This is a genomic window from Halorhabdus sp. CBA1104, assembly GCF_009690625.1.
Classification (GTDB): Archaea; Halobacteriota; Halobacteria; order Halobacteriales; family Haloarculaceae; genus Halorhabdus.
This window is the reverse complement of record NZ_CP033878.1, coordinates 662357-682026: the sequence shown is the minus strand read 5'-3', so window position 1 is coordinate 682026 and position 19670 is coordinate 662357. Positions and strand designations below refer to the sequence as shown.

The following is a 19670-nucleotide window of genomic DNA, read 5'->3' as shown; positions in this document are numbered from 1 at the left end:
GCTGTGTTGACCGTCGTCAGCCTTGCCGCTGTCGGTCTGGGTGGCGGACGAAACGCTGCGTGGCCAACTTAATCGCCACGTGCCCACGCGACCATCCGACCGTACCGCTCGTCCGTCGAGAGGGCGTCGGCGTCACCGATCAGTACCAGCGCCCGCTTTGCCCGCGTCAGGGCGACGTTGATCCGCCGATAGTCCTCGAAAATCGGCCCTTCGAGGCTGCCGGTCGCGACGAACGAGACGACGATCACCTCTTTGCTGGATCCCTGGAAGCGATCGACGGTATCGACGGTGACGCCTTCGGGCACGCGCTGGCCAATCTCGGCCACCTGGGCACGGTAGGGCGCGATGACGCCCACGTCCGTCGGATCGAGCCCGGCAGCCAGATACGAGTCGACTGTTTCGGCGACGGTTTGGGCTTCCGTAGGGTTGGTATTCCCCTCAGCGCGCCCGTCCGGGTCGATGAACGCCACTCGGTCCCGGAGGCTGGTGGGCAGCGCGGACGGATCGGCCCCATCGAGGTCGCCGAGTGATTGCCCGGCGATCGCACCGTTGGCGGGCCGCAACTGGCCGTCGTAGAACTCCCGCGAGGAGTAGGCCTGGATGCGCTGGGCCATCCGGTACTGGCGATCGAGCAGCACACCGGCCGCGGGATGGGCGTCGATCAGGCGTTCGAACAGCGATTGAGAGAGGTCGGCCGCGTCTCCAGTGACGTCGCCCTCGCTGCGGACGACCGGCGGCAGTTGCTGGTGGTCGCCGACGAGGACGAACCGGTCGGCGCGGGCGACAGCCGCCAGCGCGCCGGGTTCGGTCAACTGGCCCGCCTCGTCGATGACGGCCACGTCGAAGTCCTGTTCGCGCATGATTCGGGAGCCACAGGTCGCCGTCGTCGCGGCGACGACTGGCGCGTCCGTCAGCGTGGTTGCCCGCTCGTCCGGATCGCCAGCGGGATCGAGTCTGACGTGCTGGAGGTCGTCGCGGACGCCGGTTTCGGTCCCCATCCGCACCACGTTCGAGACGCCTTGCTCGAGGAGTGCCTCGACGGCGTTGTCCACGGCGCGATTGGTAAAGGCCGAGAGGAGAACGCGCTGGCCGCGTTCGACGAGGGCGTCGACGAGCGTCGCGAGCGTGTAGGTCTTGCCCGTCCCCGGCGGGCCGTGGATCAACGCGAAGTCCTCGGCACCGACGGCTCGCCGGACCGCCCGATCCTGGGCCGGATTGTTCTCGACGAACGTCTCTCCGACGTCGCGGAACGTGGGTTCTTGGCGGCCAAAGAGGACGGCTTTCTCCTCATCGGACTGCCCGAGCAGGGCGTCGTGGACGGCCGTGAGCATCCGGTCGGTCGACAGTTCCGACGGGTAGACATCGAGCCGCCGGAGTTCGACCGGCTCGTCGGCCGTGACGACGATTTCGTCGGACAGTCGTTGGACCCGGGCCAGTTCCGCGTCGCCGCCGATTGGATCGCCGTCGCTCGCCAGCACCACGTCACCCTCCCGGATCTTCGAGGTCGCGCCCGTGGCTTTTGCACGCAACTCCCAGCGGCCGCCATCGAGTTCCCGCTGGCCGGTGGGTTCGAGGTCGATCAGCGCGCGATCGGCGGCCGCCCGCTCCGCTTTGTCCTGCCGCCAGAGTTTGGCGTACTCACGGTGGGCAGCGCGGCGTTCCGCCTCGATCGCACGGTACTGCCGCCGGAAGTACGTACGTTCGGTCTCGGGGATCGCATTGCCAATTTGGCCGGCCTTCGATTCCTGATCGAGGCGTCCCGAAACTGCCATACAGGTGTCCTGCTCGAAGCAGTACTCACACTTGGCATCGGCCTCGTAGCCAGTCGGGACGTCCATCCCGTGTTCCATCGCGGCGATCTCGTTGCGCGTCCGGACGACGAACTCAAGCAGGCCCGACCCGATCGAGAACTCCTTGGCCGGCGAGAGATCGCCACCTTCCTCGCTGCGGTCGACAGCCGCGTTTTTCGTGTAGAGCAACGTCCCCGTATTGGGCGGCTCCTCGCCGTGTTCCCCGAGGACGAGTGCGTAGGCGGCGGCCTGAATCTTGTCCTGGAAGCGGGGTTCTCGGTTCGTGTTCTTGCCGGTCTTGAGTTCGACGGGCATCCCGCGCCGGACGGCGTCGGCCCGCCCTTTCAGGCCGTAGCGCTCGCTGATGAGAGTCTGTTCCGAGCGCCACTCGCTTTCGGCCGGGCCGAAAGTCTGCTGGCCACCGTCGGTGAGATGGCCCTGCTGGAGCCACCCCTCGATCGCACGAGCATGGTCGCGTGTGTCCTCGCGGACGGTCTCGGCATCTCGGCCCAGCAAGCCGAGTTCGAGGCCGACTTCTTCGACCCGCTCGGCGACGGCTGTCTCGACGTCACGCCCGCGGAGCAAGTCGCCAAAGACCTCGTGGACGATCGTCCCCTTGACGACGGGATAGGCAAGCGGCGTCCCAGAAAGTTTGTTCAGGTAGTACATGCGCGGACACTGGACCCACGAGCGGACGTCGGTCACGTCGACGATGAACTCGGGCTCGACGACGACCATTGTCCCCTCGCCGGTCTGGTAGGTCCTCTCTCCCCGATACTCGCGCTCGTCGGCGTCGTAGACAGCCAGTTCCATGCCGGGTTCGAGCACGTCGGCTGTCTCCGTCCACTTTCCCCACAGCGTGACCGTGACGGCTGCTGTACGCCCCTCGTCCGGGCGAATCGAGACTTCCGCGAGGTCGCGCTCGCCGTACTGCGTACTGACGGTTTGTGACTCACCAACTTCGAGGACGGGGCCGCGCAGATGCACACCGGTGACAGGTCCGGAGCGGGAAAAACACTGTCGGTGGCCCGGACATGCCGAAAGGATAACAGGTCAGACCGCCTTGTCTCGGGGCAGTAATCGGTCGCTGTCTGCGCTCAAGCCGACTTGACGGCCGCCAGTAGTTCCTCGTAGTCGGGCTCGTTAGTCGGGTCCTCGGCTTCCCAGGCGAGGGTGACTGTCCCCTCGTCGTCGAGGACGTAGACAGCACGGTTTGCGATGCCGTACAGGCCGAGATCCGGAATATCGATCGAGAGCCCGTAGGATTCGATCACTTCACCGCTCATGTCGCTGACGAGATCGAACCCGAGATCGTACTCCTCGGCAAACGCGCCCAGGGAGAACGACGAGTCCGCACTGATACCGAACAGCGTCGCCCCGGCGGCCTCGAAATCCGCGAGGTGGTCCTGCAGGGCGACCATCTCGTTCGAGCACGGGGGCGTAAACGCACCCGGGAAGAACGCGAGGACGACTGGGCCGTCGCCGAGATGGTCTTCGAGATCGAACGTCTCGTGGTCGCTACCGTTGTACGTCGCCGTGAACGTCGGTGCCGTGTCGCTTTCTGAGACCATAGCGAGCGATGGTACGTCCCCGTCCCCCTAAAAGCCCGCCGTCGTGACAATGTAGACGGGCGATTCGGCGCTTTCTCGACGGGCCAGGTCCACTCGACCGTAACGTTGAGGCGACTGCGTTGTGTGGTGGGGGTGTGTCACAGACAGTAGACGACCTCCGCAACGAGATCCGCCAGTCGACCGGTCGGTTCGAGCGCGAGATCTCGACCGGCTTCACCAAGGAAGACCTCGCGGCGATTTCCACGGCTGTCGGCCACGACGTAGGAGACGGGAGCCTCCCGGGGAAAGCAACGATGCGAGCCGCGATCGCCCAACGTGTCGAGGGGCTCGACGACGAGCGCGATGCGGACGGGCCGTTCAGAAAAGCGGAACTGGAAGCGATCGCCGCCGCAGTTGCGGACGCGTGAGTAGTCACAGAGCGAGGGCGAGCCAACAGAGCACAGTCGGCACCGCCGCGACGAATGTCCTACCAGACGATTTCGGCCGCGATACGGGGGCACTCGGGGGAGATGTGGCCACCGATCGCCCGCACGAGCAGCGGTCGCCCGAACGACGGCAACGGTAAGGGGAGTGCCGTCCCAACAGTCGCTTCATAAAAATACACGTAGTGACAGGCGTTACGCAACGCATGCACACACGGCGGTCGGTGTTGGCAGCACTCGCGGCAGTCGGTGGGCTGGCGGGGTGCAACGAAGAGTCTGCCTCCACGACATCGGTGCCCCGAGACAGTACGATACGGTCCGAACCTGGGAGCACGGTCGATGGAGCAACGAGCGAGAGCGATCCGAACCATCCACCCAGCGGCGAGGCTGTCACAGTCGGAGGGGCTTGGGTCCAATCGTCGATCCTCTATCTGAAAAGTGCAGACCAGATGGGTGTGATTCGATTCGGCGATCGGCAGTTCGTCTTTGTGACACTCGAAACGGACTTCGAGACAGCGCCTCCAGGACCGGCAGAGTTCTCGATCGAGGCCGGCGAATCGACCATCAGCGGTGCGACCGCGATCGCAGGGCACAGTACCCACAGTCTCGCGCCGGACGAGGGCAATCGTGGCAATCAGTACACGGCCGAAGACCCGAAGGGGTGGATCGCGTTCCCCGTCTCGGATCGGGTGACGCCCGTCACTGACGCGACCCTCAGCGTGGCACACCCCGCACTATCGGACGGCGAGTTCCGGCACAGAGTGTCAGATCAGATCGTGTCCACACTGCACGGAGCGCGCCCCGATTTTGACGTGCAGTCGATCTCCGTGCCGGAACGAGCCAGCGTCAACGACAAGTTACAAATCACGTTCCAAGTTGTGAACAACGGCGGGGACGGGACGTTTCGGGCCGCGATCAACAAGTCGGGACCGAGCTACTCGGCCCACTCGATCACCGAGGCAATACCAGGGGACGAAACGGCGGAGGTTCACTTCGAGACGTTCCTGTACGCGGACGGAGCGTTACAGATCGAAATGGAACTGCCAGGTGAATACCGAGCGTACACAGTGAACGTCGAGTGAGGGGCTACGTCGTCGAAAAACCGTTCACATATCGTCGACAGACCCCGGCTTCAATCGGCCGTTTCCTCGTCGAGTTGCCGAACGGTCCCGCCCAACAGCTCGTGATCGAACGTGGGGCGAGAGAGCCGAGCCGCAACCAACGTCAGCACGGTCGAAAGCAGGAACGCGCCGGCAAAGGAGGTCACATAGAGTGGATCAGCGGCCGGCAGGGCCTCACCAACGACCGGGATGGCAGTGATGTAGCCGCGCAGATCCGGGAAATACGCCAGCCCGAACGCGAGACCGGCGAGGCTGCTGAACAGCGCGCCAAGCCCCGTGAGTCGCCGGGAGTACAGTCCGTAGATCAGCGGGAACGCAACGGCTGCACCCAGTAGATCGGCGAAGAAAAACAGCCGCAACACGCTCCGGGCGCGCAGACTCACGTAGATCGCCGCCAGGGCGACGACGACGGTAAAGGCCCGCGCACCGAGCCGGAGCGTCCGGTCGGCGGGCTCGTCAAGCAATCGGGGAAGGTCAGCCGTCACGAGACTCGACAGGGCGTTGAACAGCGTATCGACGGAGCTCATCACGAGCAACAGCGCAAGCAAGACCACGGCCAGGACAAGCCACTCCGGGAAGGCTTCGCCGAGCAACACGAAGAAGGACACGTCGGCGTTGTAGCCGGCGCTTGCGGTGTCGGTCACGATGTTAGCGTGGCCGGCGGCGACGACACCGAACAGGGCGGCCACGAGCATGATCGCGCCGTTGAGGAGCGAGGCCGAACGGAACCCACGCCTGACTGTCTCGCTGTCCACACCGGCGTAGATGCGCTGCCACCAGGTCTGGTTGATGAGCTCGGCACCAAGGATGGCAAACGAGAGGCCGAGTCCGAACTGCAGTCCCGGCCAGTAGCCCGGATCGAGCAACGCCGGATTCGTCGCGGCGATCCCGTCGTAGACCGCGCTGGGCCCGCCAAGCGAGAGGATCGCGCCCACGGCCGCAACCACGAGCAACGGCAGGACAACGAGTGCCTGGATCGTATCGGTGAAGATACTCGCCCGGAGACCACCGTAACTGGTGTACAGGAGGACGAACCCGCCGACGAGGACGGCCGTCTGCCACTGAGGAACCGCCGCGATCAGCGCCAGCGCCCGGGAGATACCCGTCAACTCGGCGGCGAGGAAGACGAACATGTACAGCGCACTCACCGCGAGCACGAAGGCGTACATCGCCGCGCCGTACCGGGCGTGGGCGTACTCGGTCAGCGAGTGGCCGTCCGGGATCACCTCACGGAGCCGGGGGCCGATCTTTGCGTACGCGAGCATGGGCAGGGCCTCACCGATCGCATAGCCGACGACCGCCGCGATCCCGAAGCTCGCGCCGGCCTCGGGCGCCGACAGCAGGATCCAGACACCCATCACCGAGGCGACCAGCGTGGCCGTCATTCGGCCCTCGCCGACCGAATCCCTTGCCGTGATCAGGTCCTCGACCGACCCGACGCGTCCCCGAGAGTGCCACAGTCCCAGCCCGGCGAACCCGACCAGCGTCAGGACCGTCAGGCCGAGTGCGAGACCAGTACTCACCACGAGCGGTCACCTCCAGTGGACGTGTTAGCCGCAGGTTCTTTCCGAATCATATCGACCACGCCTCCTGTCGCCAGGCAGCGTCCCAAAGCGGTATTCGTAGCGGGCAGAGGTCTCGAATAGCTCACGGTACCGTTCCCGCTGGGCGGCCGTCGACTCGGCCGCAACCGCGTCCATGAGATCGAGACACCACTGTGTGAGTTCCGTGAACTCCTCGCCAGCGTAGGTGTCGATCCAGGTCGCGTATCGCGCCTCGTCAGGGCGGCCCTGGGCCGCGAGGCGTTTGGCCGTCTCGTTGAACCCCCACATACAGGGCAACAGCGCGGCGACAGTGTCTCCGAACGTCCCCACTGACGCCGTTCGCACGAGAAAGTCAGTGTACCCACGCGTAGTGGGCGAGGGCTCGGTCGCTTCGAGTTCGGCCTCGCTGATACCGAACTCGGCAGCGTATTCTCGGTGGAGGTCCATCTCGGTGTTGATCGTCGCATCGAGTAGCTCCGCGAATCGCCCCAGCCGATCCAACGACGGGGCCGCTGCGGCCCCCAGTGCGAACACGCGCCCGTACTCGATCAAGTAGACGTAATCCTGGCGCACCCAGTGCGTGAACGGCTCCTCATCGAGCGTTCCCTCACCCAACTGGGCGACCATCGGATGCTCGACGATCGCCGTCCAGTAGTCGTCGGCGGTTGGCTGGAGGTCGTCGGTAAAGCTCATGTGAGAGGGGTCGTGCTGGACTGGTTTATAATTGGCTAATACTACAGCATTATATCCTTCGTGAAACAGCGCGACCGCGGACCGTCACGTTCATTCTGACCGGTCGACTACGCTCTCGCATGCGCGTTCGTGACTGGCAGGATATCCTCGAGGACGTCGTAGAGAACGACACCGACCCGGATGGCTGGCGAGCCGTCGGGGGCGACCGCGCGAACGGAATCGGCGAGGACCTCTATCTCGGCCACCCGTCGGTCGGTGTCTACCAACTCAAGACCTACGCGAAAAACCCCTTCGAGGTCCAGGGGGTCGGTACGCAGGTTGCCCGCAAGCTCGAGGACGACATCGAGCCACTCTTCCCGGAAGACGGCACCGGCCTGTTCGGCGTCCAACAACCCGCCGAAGACGAGCGCGAGGCCGAACAGATGGCCAACCGAGTCGAAGAAGTCCTCAAGACCCACGCCGAGGCCCCGACGACGCCCGACGCGCTGTTCGAAGATATGATGGACGCTATGGACAGCCCAGCCTACGGCCCCATGGAGTTCGAGCCCCGGGACCGGCCCGACGTGATGGACGACCTGACGAGCACCTTCGAAGAGGCCGAAGCACTACTCGAGACCGAACTCGACGATCTGATCGACGAGAGCGTCGACCGCGGATTTTACTGACGGGCCACCCTAGCAGCGTCGAACCGACAGAGAGACTACGGATCGACCCGGGTCAGCCACTCTTGGGGCCGGCCGAGTTCGGTCTCGGTGGGCAGATTCTCGGGCCTGTCCCAGACGGCACTCGCACCGACCAGACCACGCTCGTCGGCGACAACATCGAAGAATTGTTTCCCACGCTCGTACTGACGACGCTTCATCCCGAGGCCGAAGACGTACGTGAGCAGGCGCTTTACCGGCCCGCCGCCCCCACGACGCTCGTCGAGTTTCGCCCGCAGGTCGGCGACCGGTTCGTCGAAGGCCCGATCCATCACCAGCTCGGCGTAGCCTTCCACGGCGGTCATCGCCATGTTGAGTTCCGTGTACGCGTCCCGATCGACACTGCCCTCGGTGAGTTTCTCGATTGCAGTCGTCATCCGCGTTTCCAGATACGTCGAGAGCCAGGGGGCCGCGCCAAACTCGGCCGCGTGAGCGACCTCGTGGAAGGCGATCCAGCGCCGAAAGCGGTCCAGTGAGACGTCGAGATCGGCGGCAGTCTGCGTGATATTCGGATGGACGAAATACAGCGCGTGCTCGTCGGCCTCCGAGCCCGAAAGCAACAGCGGGTCGTACTGGCCGATGACGTTCCGGGCCAGAAAGCCAAGCAGGACCGACATGGTCCCAGTGTTGAGGACGGTGGCCGCTCGCGGAGAGGGTGCCGTTCGCTCCGCGAGCGGGGCGGTAATCCGCCGGAAGGTGTCGGCATTGGCATCGATCCAGTGGTGGCGGTTGAAAATCTGGATCGTCTCCGGGACCGCGACGTCACGGTCGATCGCCGTGGCGATCGCATCTCTGGCATCGGCGACGTCGTCGGCATAGGCCGCCTGGTCGGCCGACGAGAGGGACAGCGATCCTGGATCAGTCCCGTTCGTGGCAGCCTCGACGACGGCATCCCAGTCGACGACGCCATCGTCGTCGGCAGCGGCGACCGCTTGCAGGCTCCGATACGCATCCATACCTGTGGCTGGTACTCCGTGCGGTTAGACGTTCGCCTCCGGCGTGTCACTCGTCGAGTTGCTCTCCCGCTTCGAGGGCGTCCGCTCCCTCCACGGGGCTCGTGTCTTCAGCCAGGAGTTGCCGGACGATCGCGACCGCCGCGACGGCGAGACCGATTCCAACGGCGATCTGCAGAATGGGACGCCCGCTGGCGTCTGCCTCACTGCCCGATTCGTCGCTCGAGTCGTCGCTCGTCGCGCTCCCGAGACCGTCCAACCCAGGGATCGAATCTTCCTCGAAGTGGAGTTCGAGGAACGTGAACTGTGCCATGACTGAAACGACGATCGGCGGCTGTATAGAGGTTCCGCCCGTTGCAACGTGTCGGAGGGGACGAAAGCGGCTCTGCCCGCGCGTCTGAGAAGCGAGTCGTGGTGTTCAAGCCGGAGCCGGTCCCAAGGGCTGTATGGACGATTCACAGCGAGCGTTTCTCGAATCGTTGCTCGAAACGTCGAGTCCGTCCGGCTTCGAACAGCCCGGCCAGCGCGTCTGGGTCGAGTACGTCTCGGCGTTCGCCGACGAGGTCCGCACCGACGAGTACGGCAACGCCGTCGCCGTCCACGAGGGAGACGGCGACGCCGAAATCGCGATCGCCGGGCACGGCGACGAGATCGGGTTCATGGTCCGGGAGATCACCGACGACGGCCTCCTCCGACTCGCCCGGATCGGCGGCTCCGATCGGACAGTCACGCGGGGCCAACACGTCACCATCCACGCCGACGAGGGGCCGGTCGCGGGCGTCGTTGGACAGGTAGCGATCCACTTGCGTGAGGGTGACGACGAAGTAGCGGACGTCCCGGAACAGTACGTCGACATCGGCGTCGAGAGCGAGGAAGAAGCCCAGGATCGGGTCGAAATCGGCGATCCGATCACGTTTTCCTCGGGGCTCCGATCGCTGGCCGACACACGGCTTGCAGCCCGCGGGATGGACAACCGGGTCGGGATCTGGACCGCAGCGGAGGCGTTGCGTCAGGCGAGCGAGGCCGACGCGGACGCGACCGTCTACGCCGTCAGCACTGTCCAAGAAGAACTGGGCCTCCGCGGGGCGCGGATGGTCGGGTTCGACCTGGACCCGGACGCGATCATCGCCGTGGACGTCACCCACGCCACCGATACACCGGACGTCCCCGGCAAGCGATCGACGGGCGTCGAACTCGGGGCGGGGCCAGTCGTCGCCCGCGGGAGCGCCAATCACCCACAACTGGTCGAGGCGCTCCGGGAAGTCGCTGACGCCGAAGATGTCGACGTCCAACTCCAGGCGACGGGCATCCGAACGGGCACCGACGCCGACGCCTTTTACACCCAGCGCGGCGGCATCCCCTCGCTGAATCTGGGACTGCCCAATCGGTACATGCACACGCCGGTCGAAGTGATCGACACCGACGACTTAGACGCGGCGGCCACGGCCCTCGGTGCATTCGCGATCGAAGCAGAGCAGTACGCCCCGTTCGCTGTCGACCTCGACGCCGACGCGTAGCCCCCTCGACGCTGGACCGTCGAATCGGCATCCTCGTTTCGATAGCGGGCGGTCGAAAGATCAGTGATCCGGTAGGTTTATGCCGCAGTCGCTCCCTGGCTGCCGTATGAGCGATCGACCGTTGGATGTCCTGGAAGCGGCCCTCGATAGCGAGGTGACCGTCGCCCTCAAGGACGACACTGAACGCATCGGCGATCTCGTCGGCTACGACCAACACATGAATCTGGTCTTGCAAGCGGGCGAAGACACAACGATTATACGCGGCGACAACGTCGTCACGATACAACCATGACCGGGAAAGGAACCCCAGCCAAGGGAAGAAGAACAAGACGACACACGTGAATTGTCGACGCTGCGGCGAGAAGTCCTACCACGTCAAGAAAGGCGTCTGTGCCTCGTGTGGCTTTGGCAAGTCGGCCAAGCGACGCGACTACGCCTGGCAACAGAAGGCCGGCGAATAAGGCGCATGGACGAGAAGTGCGGCGTCGTCGGCGTCTCACTCGCCGACCGCGAGGCCGCTCGTCCGCTTTACTATTCGTTGTACGCCCTCCAGCACCGCGGCCAGGAATCGGCCGGTATCGTCACCCACGACGGCTTCCAACAGCACAGCCACGTGGAGATGGGGCTGGTCGGCGACGCTTTCGACGAAGGGGACCTGGCGGGGCTTGCTGGGTCGGTCGGCATCGGTCACGTCCGATATCCGACAGCCGGAAGCGTCAACAAAGACTGCGCCCAGCCGTTTACCGTCTCGTTTAAAAGCGGGTCACTCGGGCTGAGTCACAACGGCAACCTCGTCAACACCGAGGCTGTCCGAGACGAGCTAGCCGAACTCGGCCACGCGTTCACGTCGGACGGCGACACCGAAGTCATCGCCCACGACCTGGCGCGGAATCTGCTCGAATCGGATCTCGTCCGGGCGGTCAAGCGGACGGTCGAACGGATCCACGGCTCGTACTCACTGACGATCACCCACGACGATACCGTCCTGGGTCTGCGAGATCCACAGGGCAATCGCCCGCTCTGTATCGGCGAACTCGACGATGGATATATTCTCGCCTCGGAATCGGTCGCCATCGACACGCTCGGTGGCGACGTGATTCGGGACGTTCGCCCGGGAGAACTCGTCGTCTTGCAGCCCGACGGCGAGGGTTACGACACCTACCAGCTCGTCGAGACCGACCGGACGGCCCACTGCTTTTTCGAGTACGTTTACTTCGCCCGACCGGACTCGATCATCGACGACCAACTCGTCTACGACGTCCGGCGGGAACTCGGTCGGCAACTGTACGCAGAGTCGGGCATCGATAGCGATGTCGTACTCCCAGTGCCGGACTCGGGGCGTGCGTTCGCTTCCGGGTACGCCGCGGCCGCCGAGGACGTCGAATTCGCCGAAGGCCTGATGAAAAACCGGTACGTCGGGCGCACGTTCATCATGCCAACCCAGGACAAGCGCGAGCAGGCTGTCCGGCTGAAGCTCAATCCGATCAAGAACACGATCGAGGGCAAACGCGTCACGCTGATCGACGACTCGATCGTCCGCGGGACGACCTCGAACCAGTTGATCGAACTCCTCCGGGACGCCGGAGCCGAGGAGATCCACATGCGGATCGGTGCGCCGCCGATCGTCGCACCCTGTTACATGGGCATCGATATGGCCTCACGCGAGGAGTTGATCGCCGCCGATCGCGACGTCGCAGACATCCGCGAGGAGATCGGCGCGGACACGCTCTCGTATCTCTCGATCGACGCCATCGCCGAAACGTTGGATACTGCCCGGCACGACCTCTGTCTGGGCTGTGTCACCGGCGAGTATCCCTACGACATCGACGGGGAGACGACCGACCGGGAGATTACCTCACCGGAGATCGGTGACCCGGGCGTTGCCGACGACTGAAAGTGTGATTTTGGTGGGTTCCGGTTCAGGCCGGGAACACGACGTACAACAGCAGGTAGACGACGATCCCGAGCGCGAACGAAATCGCCCATAGCCCGGCAGCAATCCGCCCGACCCGTGGATGGGGTGTCGACGGCAACTCGTCCGGCTCGTAGGCATACGCCAGCAACAGGACATAATAGAGCAGGGGGAGACAGAGAATAGCCAGCGAGATGTGGATCGCGAGAACGAGGAGATAGAGAGGCTCGATGGCAGCGGGACCACCAAAATGAGTCGTCCCTTCGAGGGTGAGGCGATAGAGATACAGCGAGAGGAAAGCGACAAATAGCGCAAACGCGGTCCCCATCAGTCGGCGGTGAGTCTGGACGTCCTGACGGTGAATCGCTCGAACGCCGGCCACGATAGCCAAAAGTGCAAGCGCGCTGATTGCCGCGTTGAGGTGCGGGATGGCAGTAATCAACGCTTCGGGTGCACGAGGCAGAAGTGATGACGGGACAACCCCACCCACGACCCCGAAGATAACTGCTAACGAGACAACTGACAGCAGCGTAGCCAATCCACCGACGTGTCGACGAACGGCCGAGCGCATATCCGTGCATGCGGACCGCTTTCAGAAGGCGGTTGTGCTCTGGATCGGTCAGTCACGCTGAGCCACAAAAGCAACGCCACGCTGTCCGGTCGACGTGGTGAAATTAACGCCACGCTGTCCGGTCGACGTGGTAATTCGACTGAATCCACGCATCGAAGTTCGCTCGATCGTAGATGATATAATACTGCTCGCCAGTGTGTTCCGCGTCGATTCGGGGACCGTCCGGTTCCGACGCGCTGTCTGATGAGTCCATTACTATCTTTCCCCTCCGTACCGATATAGTGGTAGTCGCTGCGCGATACATCCTACCTATTCGAACAGAATCGGAAAAAAGTATCGTCTTGTTAGTGAGATATAATGTACGGGGCTCAAGGTTCGAGCCGCCCGTCGACTACGACGAGCCCGGCTCGCCTGGGCGAATCAACTCGGCATACACTTCGGTCATCGATCGGTCGTCTGTTGCGAGTTCTTCGCTGGTTGCATCGAAGATGACATGGCCCCGTTCGAGAACAGTCAACCGATCGAGAACTGTAGCAAAGTCCGCGATCCGGTGAGTCGAGACGAACACAGCGTTGCCGGCCTCGGCATACGACGCCAAGAAGTCGAGAAACTGTGATTCGGCGACATCGTCGAGGTCAGCCAGTGGTTCGTCGAGCAATAGAAATCGGGGTCGTTTGAGTACGGCGAGAGCCAGGTCGAGTTTCTTCCCGTAGCCACCGGACAACGCACCGGCACGACGGTGACGGACACGATCGAGGCCCAGTACGTCGAGGACGTACGCTTGCCACCCATCAGCCGGCACGTCCATCAGCCGCCCAAACACGCGTACGTTCTCCGCAACCGTGAGGTCGGGGTACCAACTAGGTCGTTGAAATCCAACCCCGACGGTCGCCTCGGGCCGCGTGACAACGCCGTCGGTCGGCTGGACAAGCCCGAGCAAGATTCGAAACAGCGTCGTTTTGCCCGACCCGTTGGGGCCGACCAGACAGTGGAGGGTGCCTGGCTCGACAGCGAGAGAAACGCCGTCGAGAGCGACGATCGGGCCGTACTCGCGGCGCAGATTCTGTACAGTCAGGGTCTGGGGTGTCTGTGCTGTCATGAAAGCCACCGCCTGTAGGTGATAATCGACAGTTCCAGTGCCACACCGGCCACAACGGTTACGACGAGTAGACCGAGCAACCAGTCGTCAAACAGCAGGATGTCGACCGATTTGAGCATGGCGCTGCGGACGACGATCATCCCGTAGTGGACGGGCACGAGCCGTGCAATGGCCCGCCGGAGCGGGGAGAAGAACCCGACGGGATAGATGAGCCCGCCGAGTGCGAACAGCCCGAACAGGACGAGGACGTTCAGGAATCGCCCCGTCGTGCTGAACCGCGAGAGAAACATGATCGTCATTGCGACGATTGCCATGAGGAGAAACGACACGAGCAATCCGGCAACGGCTCCCGGAGCCAGGATATCGAGGCTGTACTCGAACTGGCGGGCGACCAGCCAGAAGACCCCGACCGGAATCGCCATGAGTATCGTAAAGAAGACGAGTTTGCTCACGGCCAGGGCTTCGAGTGAGGACTCGGTACGGATCCGATCGAGGGCGGTCCGTTCGGCTGCCAGGTTGTAAGGGACATACGTGAACGCGAACAACGTAATCACACCGAACAACAAGAGCGGCATGAGAAACTCGGGAAGTGTATGTGTCGGCTCGAGGACGGTCCGCGTAACGCGAACGTCGACGGGGAGGGTGGCGGACAGACGGGCGTTTGCAATGCTCGTGATCGCTTTGGAGGTCTCTCTGAACGGCACCAGACTCCCGTCGACGTACAGGACAAGCTCCAAGCGCCCGTCTGATTGGGCGGCGACATCCGCTGGAATTTCGATGACGGCATAGACTGACTCGCGGCGGAGATCTTCGAGTGCGTGTTCGGTCGACTCGTATCTGACGGGATCGGAGAAAAACGTCACTGCGCCTTCGACCACCGACAGGTCGGCATCCGAGACGTCTTGGCCGGCACCGACGACACCGACAGGCATGTCGGTCGGCACGACCGTCTGGAAGGCGACGCTTGCGCCGGCGAACACCGCCGGCACGACGAGAAGGAGGACAATCAGCGCCGCGAGATTGCGCTTACTCCAGACGAGTTCCTTTCTGAGAAGTGGGCGAAGGCGCATTGGGAGGCAATGAGTGCGTCGAGAGAGCCGCTGTTGAAGCTATCGGAGTCGATCAGCCCATCAGGCCGCTGGTCCCGGCGAGTCGTTGCATAACGTCGACGAGATCACTAGCCGGATACTGGAAACTCATCGAGGCACGACGCTGGTCCTGGGTAACTTCCAGTTGGTCGACCAACTCCGAAATCTCACTGCTCTGTGATCCCATCGTCGCGAGCGACTTCAATCCCTTGACGGCTTCAGTGACCGTCTCGGCACTGCTCTGGTCTGTGGCTGTGACCTGCATTTCGACGCCGACATCGCTTCCGCTCGTGTAGTAGACGCCGGACATGGTTTCGACGTTCCGGACGATCTGGGCACCTTGGGGCATCTGACTGGCCTGCTGGGTTGCCTGGGCTGGCATCGTGCTGGAGAACTTGACGTATCCGTCACGCAAGTTCTCGAAGGACTGGCGAAGATCGCCGCTGAAGGCCTCGGCATCGCCATTTTCGACGTCGATCGCGTCTTTGACTGTCCCTTCGTAGCCGATCACGAACGTCCCGTCACCCATCGCGGCCACCCAGGTGTCCGGGCCGTAACTCTGGGACTGGACGTAGACGGTCGTCTCGGCGTAGCTCTGTTCTTCGAGTGTGCCCGTCCCGGCAGTCTCTTCGATCGTACTGATGAGATCGGTCTCGGACCAATCGGTCTTGACGATGAACCCGACGTATTGGGCCATCCCGGTTTGAGTATCGGGATAGCGGGCGAACATCGTCGCCGAGTGGAAGCCGTCGACATCGAGCGGTGACTCGGATTTGACCTGTTCGAGCATGTCGCTGTAAGAGGTCGGCCCCGAGTAGTAGGGATTCTGGGCACTCATCTCGAGTGCTCCATCAACCATCGTCTCCGTAGTTTGATCGTCGACGATCCCCGAGTCCATGTACATCACCATGTCGACGTCCTCGGGAACGGTGTCCAGAGCCGGCGAACTACTGTCCGCGCCATCAGAGAGGAACGGCACGTCACCGCCAGTGGCGACGAAGACGCCAGCCGCAGCCGCGCCACCGACGATGACCAGAATGGCGAGGATCGTCAGGGGCGTCCACTGAAAGCCACTGGGAAGCCAGGACCCGCCCCCACCCTGGGGCGGTCCCCCGGGCTGGCCGCCACGCCCTGGCGGTGGCCCTCGTTGCCCTTGCTGGGGTTGCCCTCGTGGTTGGCCCTGGGCCTGATTCTGGCGCGGTTGGCCACCCTGCTGGCGGCCACGTTGTGGTTGCCCACCTTGCTGGGGTTGTCGCCCGCCCTGTGGCTGACCACCCTGGCGCGGTTGGCCGCCTTGCTGTGGTTGTCGTCCGCCCTGTGGCTGGTTCCGTGGGTCCCGGCCCTGCTCGGGTTGGGCCTGAGACGGCCGGCCCTGCGGTTGCCGAGCGCCTTGTGGCTGGCCACCCTGACCCTGCGGTTGCCGACCCTGGTTTGGCTGGCCCTGGCTGTGACCACCCTGTGGGGGTTGGCCCTGGGGCTGATCACGCGGCGGTTGGTTCTGGGGCCGGTCTCGACCGGGCTGTTCGCCGGGTTGCCCCTGACCGTGCCTACCCTGCTCGGGTTGCTCCCGGTGTCCACCGTGCTGTTCGTGCCGATTGTGGGAGTCCGACGGCCCACCCGTCGATTCGTCGCCCCCACGGTCTGTCTTGTCGCCGTTGTCTCCGGTATCGTCAGGCATGCTATCACCTCGAAGCGACCCCGGAGTGCCGGGAAACCGCTTCGAGCAACTAGTTGGATCGTAGCACAACTCCCATTTAATTCTTGTTGTGCGCTAGAAATTGTCCGCAACCAGCCGACCCTGCTGGCTGGGATAGCTTTTTGCCGGCGACCGTCCCACTCTGTGTATGGACTGGCCCCACGATCCCGACGGCGAAAAAGGGAGTGAGGGACGTCGCAAGTACGGGCAGGCGATCCTCGCAAAGAAACTCGACGCCGAGGACTTCCCAGTCGAAGCCGCGTCCTTCGAGGATGAGTACGGCGACCATCCGGTTCGTCTCGATGACGAGACTGTCATCAGCGTCGCGGACATCTTTGCACACGTCGAGGCGACTACCTTCGAGACGTTCCCGGAATTTCACACCGCGGTTGGCGACGCGATGCGGGGAGCGGGCTACTGGCCCCTAGAACGCGAATCGGCGTGACCACGATCGACGGGACCGCAAGTACCAGCTGCCGGTATCTACCGGATCGCTGTACAGCTCCGATCGGTTGTGCAGGCCGGAACGAGACTTGTGCTCCGAGCGCGACTGCGCACAAAAGATAGCCAAAGAGCAGTCACGTCGCCACCGTCGCAAATGTGGTGGTATTATGGTAATTGTGAACATAACACGGCGGCAGGCATAAGCGTGGTGGAGGTATCTTTTAGAACGAACGCGGCCAACAGATGGGTATGAGCGCCGGGAGCACGATCAGAGAAGTAATGACCCGGGATTACGTCGGTGTCAGCGAATCCGATACCGTCCTCGATGCAGGGCAACTCCTCCGAGAGGAAGGTGTCAGCGGGGGAGTTGTATTGCGAGGCAACGAACCCGTCGGGATACTGGAAGTCGGTGGAGTGCTCGATCACGTCTTGGAAGGTGACGACGGCGAGACAGTCGACGAGGCGATGGTTCCAGAGGTCGAACGTGTCGGGGCCGACCAGTCGATCGCAGTCGCGGCGGATCGACTCGTCTCGATCGACGAATCGTTGCTGGTCGTCACCGACGACCGCGACGGCGTCATCGGTGTTGTGACCGAGGGCGATCTCGTCAGAGCTACCGCGCTGGGTCGCGATCCGGACGACCAACGGGCCGAGACCGTCGAACCGGCACGGACTGAGCAGAACCCGGATACCGACGAACGGTACTCAAACCAGGGGATCTGTGAGCGGTGTGGCGCACTCACCAGCGACCTCGCCTCGTTTAACGGGCAGTTGCTCTGTAGTGACTGTCGGGATATCTAACGAGCACAATCCCCTTACTGGCGTGGCCCCAATCACGGGTCGTGTTCGTCGAATCACCCACGATGGACGCTGCCGACGAACTCGCGGACATGTGGGTATCCCTCGCAGCCGATCAGCGTGCGTACGGCTCGCATCTCGAAGCCGAGGCCAACCGCGGACAGATTCGTTCGGCGATCAGTCGCCACATCGTCAGCGATCGTCTCAGGGTTGCCCGCGAGAGTGATCGATTGCTCGGGTTCGTCATGTTCACGGTCGAGTCAGGCTCGCTCAGTCGATCAGTGTCACGAGGACTCGTCGAGAACCTCTATGTCGTCCCCGATCGCCGGCGGGAGGGAATCGGCACGGTTTTGCTCGACGCCGCAGAAACGGCACTACGGGACGCAGAAGTCGACGTCATCACACTCGACGTGCTCGCGGCCAACGACGACGCCCGGTCGTTCTATCGCGACCGCGGGTACGACCCCCACCGGATGAGCGTCGAAAAGTCGATCGAAAACGATAGCCACTCAAAGGGGGACGAATAAGCACCGACTGCGCCAGGGGAGCTTGGGCGGTGCAAGCACTCGACTTGTAATCGAGAATTCGTGGGTTCAAATCCCACCCCTGGCTCTGTATCGAAGTCTATACTTCTGTGGCTGGTTGCTTCCTCACACATAAACGAGCGTAAAAAACAGCTACACGGAAAAGGGGACGGCGGGTTTCAATCCTCGTGGTTCGTCAGTAGTTGTTCACGGCGTCGCTGGAACTCCGCGTCGTCGATTTCACCTCGTGCGTACCGGCGTTGGAGGGCTTCCATCGCGGAATCGTCACGCTCGGGCGGCCTGTCGCCTCGACCCAGTGCCCAATAGAGGGCACCGCCAACCAGTCCCGCCATCCCGAGTGCCCCGCCGATGAATGGCACTCCGCTACCCCATCCACCGTTTCGACCGTTCATCATGCCAGGGCCAGACCCCATCCCAGGCCCCATCATGCCGCCATCGCTGCCTCGGTCACTACCAGTGGTTGAACCATGCACGATGGTACCTTGTTCGACGATATCGTTGCTTTCGGGCACGTCACCGTCCGGAATCGGACTCGATTCGGCCGGGCCGCCAGGGCTGGCAACGACGATACGACCGACCATCCCGGCCGACGTGTGCGGGATGCAGTAGTAGTCGTACGTGCCCGGTTGTTCGAACGTGTACTCGAACCCGCCGGCGGAGATGACTCCGCTATCGAACGTGTTGGCTTCGGATGGGATCCGGCTTTCGTAGGCCGTAGCGGAATGGGCACCGGCCGCCAGTTCGAAGCGGACAGTCGTCCCCGGTTCGACGTGGAGGCCGATCGGATCGAAGTAGTTGTTCCCCATCGTGACGACGGGCGTCTCCTGGGCAGCAACTGACTGGGTGAATCCCCCAGCCCCGACCGTCCCGGCCCCCAGCGCTCCTAGAAACTGGCGTCTACTGTAGCTCATGAGTCGAGTGAATGCGGTTCTGTGCTCCGCGGACGATGCTACGAAGTTGATTCAAGGGTTCTATCGATTGCTGGGCTGCGTTCGCGATAAGCGCCACAAGATCCATCCGGCTGTCGCCCGGCCGGAATTCGACGGCGGGATATTCGTCCTCGATGCCTTCGTGTCTCTCCCGGTGCGTTGTGCACGGTCCGCACGTCTCCTGGGTGGAAAGAGTGTCTTCGGTCATATGTCTAATACGGTCTTGTGGTTTTTGTACACTTCCATTACCAACCAACGGCTGAGAGGGTGCCAGAT

Annotated in this window: 20 protein-coding genes, 1 tRNA gene and 2 pseudogenes; 11 read left to right on the top strand and 12 right to left on the bottom strand. The window is 63.2% G+C overall.

Going from position 1 to position 19670, the window contains the following annotated elements:
- Positions 1 to 68 precede the first annotated feature (68 nt).
- Both Hrd1104_RS03605 and Hrd1104_RS03600 read right to left on the bottom strand, forming a co-directional pair.
- Complete coding sequence (locus Hrd1104_RS03605) at positions 69 to 2777, bottom strand: AAA domain-containing protein (RefSeq protein ID WP_154551465.1); 2709 nt, start codon at positions 2775 to 2777, stop codon at positions 69 to 71.
- 110 nt (positions 2778 to 2887) lie between these two features.
- The gene (locus tag Hrd1104_RS03600; RefSeq protein WP_154551464.1) at positions 2888 to 3361 is read right to left on the bottom strand and encodes a redoxin domain-containing protein; all 474 of its coding nucleotides are present in this window, start codon (positions 3359 to 3361) and stop codon (positions 2888 to 2890) included.
- A gap of 134 nt (positions 3362 to 3495) precedes the next feature.
- Between Hrd1104_RS03600 and Hrd1104_RS03595 the strand changes: the two genes are divergently transcribed.
- Both Hrd1104_RS03595 and Hrd1104_RS03590 read left to right on the top strand, forming a co-directional pair.
- A complete protein-coding gene (locus Hrd1104_RS03595; RefSeq protein ID WP_154551463.1) occupies positions 3496 to 3768 on the top strand; it encodes a hypothetical protein in 273 nt (90 codons plus the stop codon).
- Between the two features lie 221 nt (positions 3769 to 3989).
- On the top strand, positions 3990 to 4865 hold the full coding sequence (locus Hrd1104_RS03590) for a hypothetical protein (protein WP_154551462.1): 876 nt from the start codon (positions 3990 to 3992) through the stop codon (positions 4863 to 4865).
- A gap of 50 nt (positions 4866 to 4915) precedes the next feature.
- Here the strand turns inward: Hrd1104_RS03590 and Hrd1104_RS03585 are convergent, their stop codons facing one another.
- Complete coding sequence (locus Hrd1104_RS03585; RefSeq protein ID WP_154551461.1) at positions 4916 to 6430, bottom strand: sodium:proline symporter; 1515 nt, start codon at positions 6428 to 6430, stop codon at positions 4916 to 4918.
- 46 nt (positions 6431 to 6476) lie between these two features.
- Positions 6477 to 7141 (bottom strand): annotated as a pseudogene (gene tenA / locus Hrd1104_RS03580) (thiaminase II).
- 119 nt (positions 7142 to 7260) lie between these two features.
- Between tenA and Hrd1104_RS03575 the strand changes: the two are divergent.
- Complete coding sequence (locus Hrd1104_RS03575) at positions 7261 to 7806, top strand: hypothetical protein (RefSeq protein WP_154551460.1); 546 nt, start codon at positions 7261 to 7263, stop codon at positions 7804 to 7806.
- A 35-nt stretch (positions 7807 to 7841) separates the two neighbouring features.
- Here Hrd1104_RS03575 and Hrd1104_RS03570 read toward each other — a convergent pair whose 3' ends face one another.
- The gene (locus Hrd1104_RS03570; RefSeq protein WP_154551459.1) at positions 7842 to 8798 is read right to left on the bottom strand and encodes a zinc-dependent metalloprotease; all 957 of its coding nucleotides are present in this window, start codon (positions 8796 to 8798) and stop codon (positions 7842 to 7844) included.
- Between the two features lie 46 nt (positions 8799 to 8844).
- On the bottom strand, positions 8845 to 9108 hold the full coding sequence (locus tag Hrd1104_RS03565) for a hypothetical protein (protein ID WP_154551458.1): 264 nt from the start codon (positions 9106 to 9108) through the stop codon (positions 8845 to 8847).
- A gap of 133 nt (positions 9109 to 9241) precedes the next feature.
- Here Hrd1104_RS03565 and Hrd1104_RS03560 point away from each other — a divergent pair, with 133 nt between their 5' ends.
- From Hrd1104_RS03560 to purF, 4 genes and pseudogenes are all read left to right on the top strand, one after another.
- Complete coding sequence (locus Hrd1104_RS03560; RefSeq protein WP_154551457.1) at positions 9242 to 10312, top strand: M20/M25/M40 family metallo-hydrolase; 1071 nt, start codon at positions 9242 to 9244, stop codon at positions 10310 to 10312.
- Positions 10313 to 10418: 106 nt separating this feature from the next.
- Positions 10419 to 10604: an LSM domain-containing protein gene (locus Hrd1104_RS03555; protein WP_154551456.1), complete on the top strand. Its 186-nt coding sequence runs from the start codon at positions 10419 to 10421 to the stop codon at positions 10602 to 10604.
- Positions 10601 to 10773, top strand: a pseudogene (locus Hrd1104_RS03550) (50S ribosomal protein L37e). Before Hrd1104_RS03555 ends, Hrd1104_RS03550 begins: the two are co-directional and overlap by 4 nt.
- 5 nt (positions 10774 to 10778) lie before the next feature.
- Positions 10779 to 12206, top strand: a complete 1428-nt coding sequence (gene purF / locus Hrd1104_RS03545) for an amidophosphoribosyltransferase (RefSeq protein ID WP_154551455.1) — start codon at positions 10779 to 10781, stop codon at positions 12204 to 12206.
- A 25-nt stretch (positions 12207 to 12231) separates the two neighbouring features.
- On the opposite strand, the gene Hrd1104_RS03540 is transcribed toward purF, so the two are convergent.
- The 5 genes from Hrd1104_RS03540 to Hrd1104_RS03525 all read right to left on the bottom strand — a co-directional run bounded on the left by Hrd1104_RS03540 (position 12232) and on the right by Hrd1104_RS03525 (position 16660).
- A complete protein-coding gene (locus Hrd1104_RS03540; RefSeq protein ID WP_154551454.1) occupies positions 12232 to 12795 on the bottom strand; it encodes a DUF420 domain-containing protein in 564 nt (187 codons plus the stop codon).
- A gap of 103 nt (positions 12796 to 12898) precedes the next feature.
- The gene (locus tag Hrd1104_RS13030; protein ID WP_195837622.1) at positions 12899 to 13048 is read right to left on the bottom strand and encodes a hypothetical protein; all 150 of its coding nucleotides are present in this window, start codon (positions 13046 to 13048) and stop codon (positions 12899 to 12901) included.
- 138 nt (positions 13049 to 13186) lie between these two features.
- Positions 13187 to 13894: an ABC transporter ATP-binding protein gene (locus Hrd1104_RS03535; protein ID WP_154551453.1), complete on the bottom strand. Its 708-nt coding sequence runs from the start codon at positions 13892 to 13894 to the stop codon at positions 13187 to 13189.
- Positions 13891 to 14964 (bottom strand): ABC transporter permease, encoded by a 1074-nt coding sequence (locus tag Hrd1104_RS03530; protein WP_154551452.1) that lies wholly within the window; start codon positions 14962 to 14964, stop codon positions 13891 to 13893. Before Hrd1104_RS03530 ends, Hrd1104_RS03535 begins: the two co-directional genes overlap by 4 nt.
- Positions 14965 to 15016: 52 nt before the next feature.
- Entirely contained in the window at positions 15017 to 16660 is a 1644-nt protein-coding gene (locus tag Hrd1104_RS03525) for a hypothetical protein (protein WP_154551451.1), read from the bottom strand.
- 166 nt (positions 16661 to 16826) lie between these two features.
- On the opposite strand from Hrd1104_RS03525, the gene Hrd1104_RS03520 reads away from it, so the two are divergent.
- The 4 genes from Hrd1104_RS03520 (at position 16827) to Hrd1104_RS03505 (ending at position 18532) form a co-directional block, all read left to right on the top strand.
- The gene (locus Hrd1104_RS03520; protein ID WP_154551450.1) at positions 16827 to 17123 is read left to right on the top strand and encodes a DUF5785 family protein; all 297 of its coding nucleotides are present in this window, start codon (positions 16827 to 16829) and stop codon (positions 17121 to 17123) included.
- A gap of 248 nt (positions 17124 to 17371) precedes the next feature.
- Entirely contained in the window at positions 17372 to 17923 is a 552-nt protein-coding gene (locus Hrd1104_RS03515; protein ID WP_154551449.1) for a CBS domain-containing protein, read from the top strand.
- A 62-nt stretch (positions 17924 to 17985) separates the two neighbouring features.
- The gene (locus tag Hrd1104_RS03510) at positions 17986 to 18447 is read left to right on the top strand and encodes an N-acetyltransferase (protein ID WP_154553183.1); all 462 of its coding nucleotides are present in this window, start codon (positions 17986 to 17988) and stop codon (positions 18445 to 18447) included.
- Between the two features lie 11 nt (positions 18448 to 18458).
- A tRNA-Thr gene (locus Hrd1104_RS03505) sits at positions 18459 to 18532 on the top strand.
- A gap of 91 nt (positions 18533 to 18623) precedes the next feature.
- On the opposite strand, the gene Hrd1104_RS03500 is transcribed toward Hrd1104_RS03505, so the two are convergent.
- Complete coding sequence (locus Hrd1104_RS03500; RefSeq protein ID WP_154551448.1) at positions 18624 to 19376, bottom strand: plastocyanin/azurin family copper-binding protein; 753 nt, start codon at positions 19374 to 19376, stop codon at positions 18624 to 18626.
- Between the last annotated feature and the right edge of the window lie 294 nt (positions 19377 to 19670).

Excerpts from the sequence above, each read along its gene's own strand:
- Hrd1104_RS03600 (WP_154551464.1), bottom strand. The coding sequence starts at position 3,361 with ATGGTCTCAGAAAGCGACACGGCACCGACGTTCACGGCGACGTACAAC.
- Hrd1104_RS03590 (WP_154551462.1), top strand. The coding sequence starts at position 3,990 with ATGCACACACGGCGGTCGGTGTTGGCAGCACTCGCGGCAGTCGGTGGG.
- Hrd1104_RS03575 (WP_154551460.1), top strand. The coding sequence starts at position 7,261 with ATGCGCGTTCGTGACTGGCAGGATATCCTCGAGGACGTCGTAGAGAAC.
- Hrd1104_RS03570 (WP_154551459.1), bottom strand. The coding sequence starts at position 8,798 with ATGGATGCGTATCGGAGCCTGCAAGCGGTCGCCGCTGCCGACGACGAT.
- Hrd1104_RS03565 (WP_154551458.1), bottom strand. The coding sequence starts at position 9,108 with ATGGCACAGTTCACGTTCCTCGAACTCCACTTCGAGGAAGATTCGATC.
- Hrd1104_RS03560 (WP_154551457.1), top strand. The coding sequence starts at position 9,242 with ATGGACGATTCACAGCGAGCGTTTCTCGAATCGTTGCTCGAAACGTCG.
- Hrd1104_RS03555 (WP_154551456.1), top strand. The coding sequence starts at position 10,419 with ATGAGCGATCGACCGTTGGATGTCCTGGAAGCGGCCCTCGATAGCGAG.
- purF (WP_154551455.1), top strand. The coding sequence starts at position 10,779 with ATGGACGAGAAGTGCGGCGTCGTCGGCGTCTCACTCGCCGACCGCGAG.
- Hrd1104_RS03540 (WP_154551454.1), bottom strand. The coding sequence starts at position 12,795 with ATGCGCTCGGCCGTTCGTCGACACGTCGGTGGATTGGCTACGCTGCTG.
- Hrd1104_RS13030 (WP_195837622.1), bottom strand. The coding sequence starts at position 13,048 with ATGGACTCATCAGACAGCGCGTCGGAACCGGACGGTCCCCGAATCGAC.
- Hrd1104_RS03535 (WP_154551453.1), bottom strand. The coding sequence starts at position 13,894 with ATGACAGCACAGACACCCCAGACCCTGACTGTACAGAATCTGCGCCGC.
- Hrd1104_RS03530 (WP_154551452.1), bottom strand. The coding sequence starts at position 14,964 with ATGCGCCTTCGCCCACTTCTCAGAAAGGAACTCGTCTGGAGTAAGCGC.
- Hrd1104_RS03525 (WP_154551451.1), bottom strand. The coding sequence starts at position 16,660 with ATGCCTGACGATACCGGAGACAACGGCGACAAGACAGACCGTGGGGGC.
- Hrd1104_RS03520 (WP_154551450.1), top strand. The coding sequence starts at position 16,827 with ATGGACTGGCCCCACGATCCCGACGGCGAAAAAGGGAGTGAGGGACGT.
- Hrd1104_RS03515 (WP_154551449.1), top strand. The coding sequence starts at position 17,372 with ATGAGCGCCGGGAGCACGATCAGAGAAGTAATGACCCGGGATTACGTC.
- Hrd1104_RS03510 (WP_154553183.1), top strand. The coding sequence starts at position 17,986 with ATGGACGCTGCCGACGAACTCGCGGACATGTGGGTATCCCTCGCAGCC.
- Hrd1104_RS03500 (WP_154551448.1), bottom strand. The coding sequence starts at position 19,376 with ATGAGCTACAGTAGACGCCAGTTTCTAGGAGCGCTGGGGGCCGGGACG.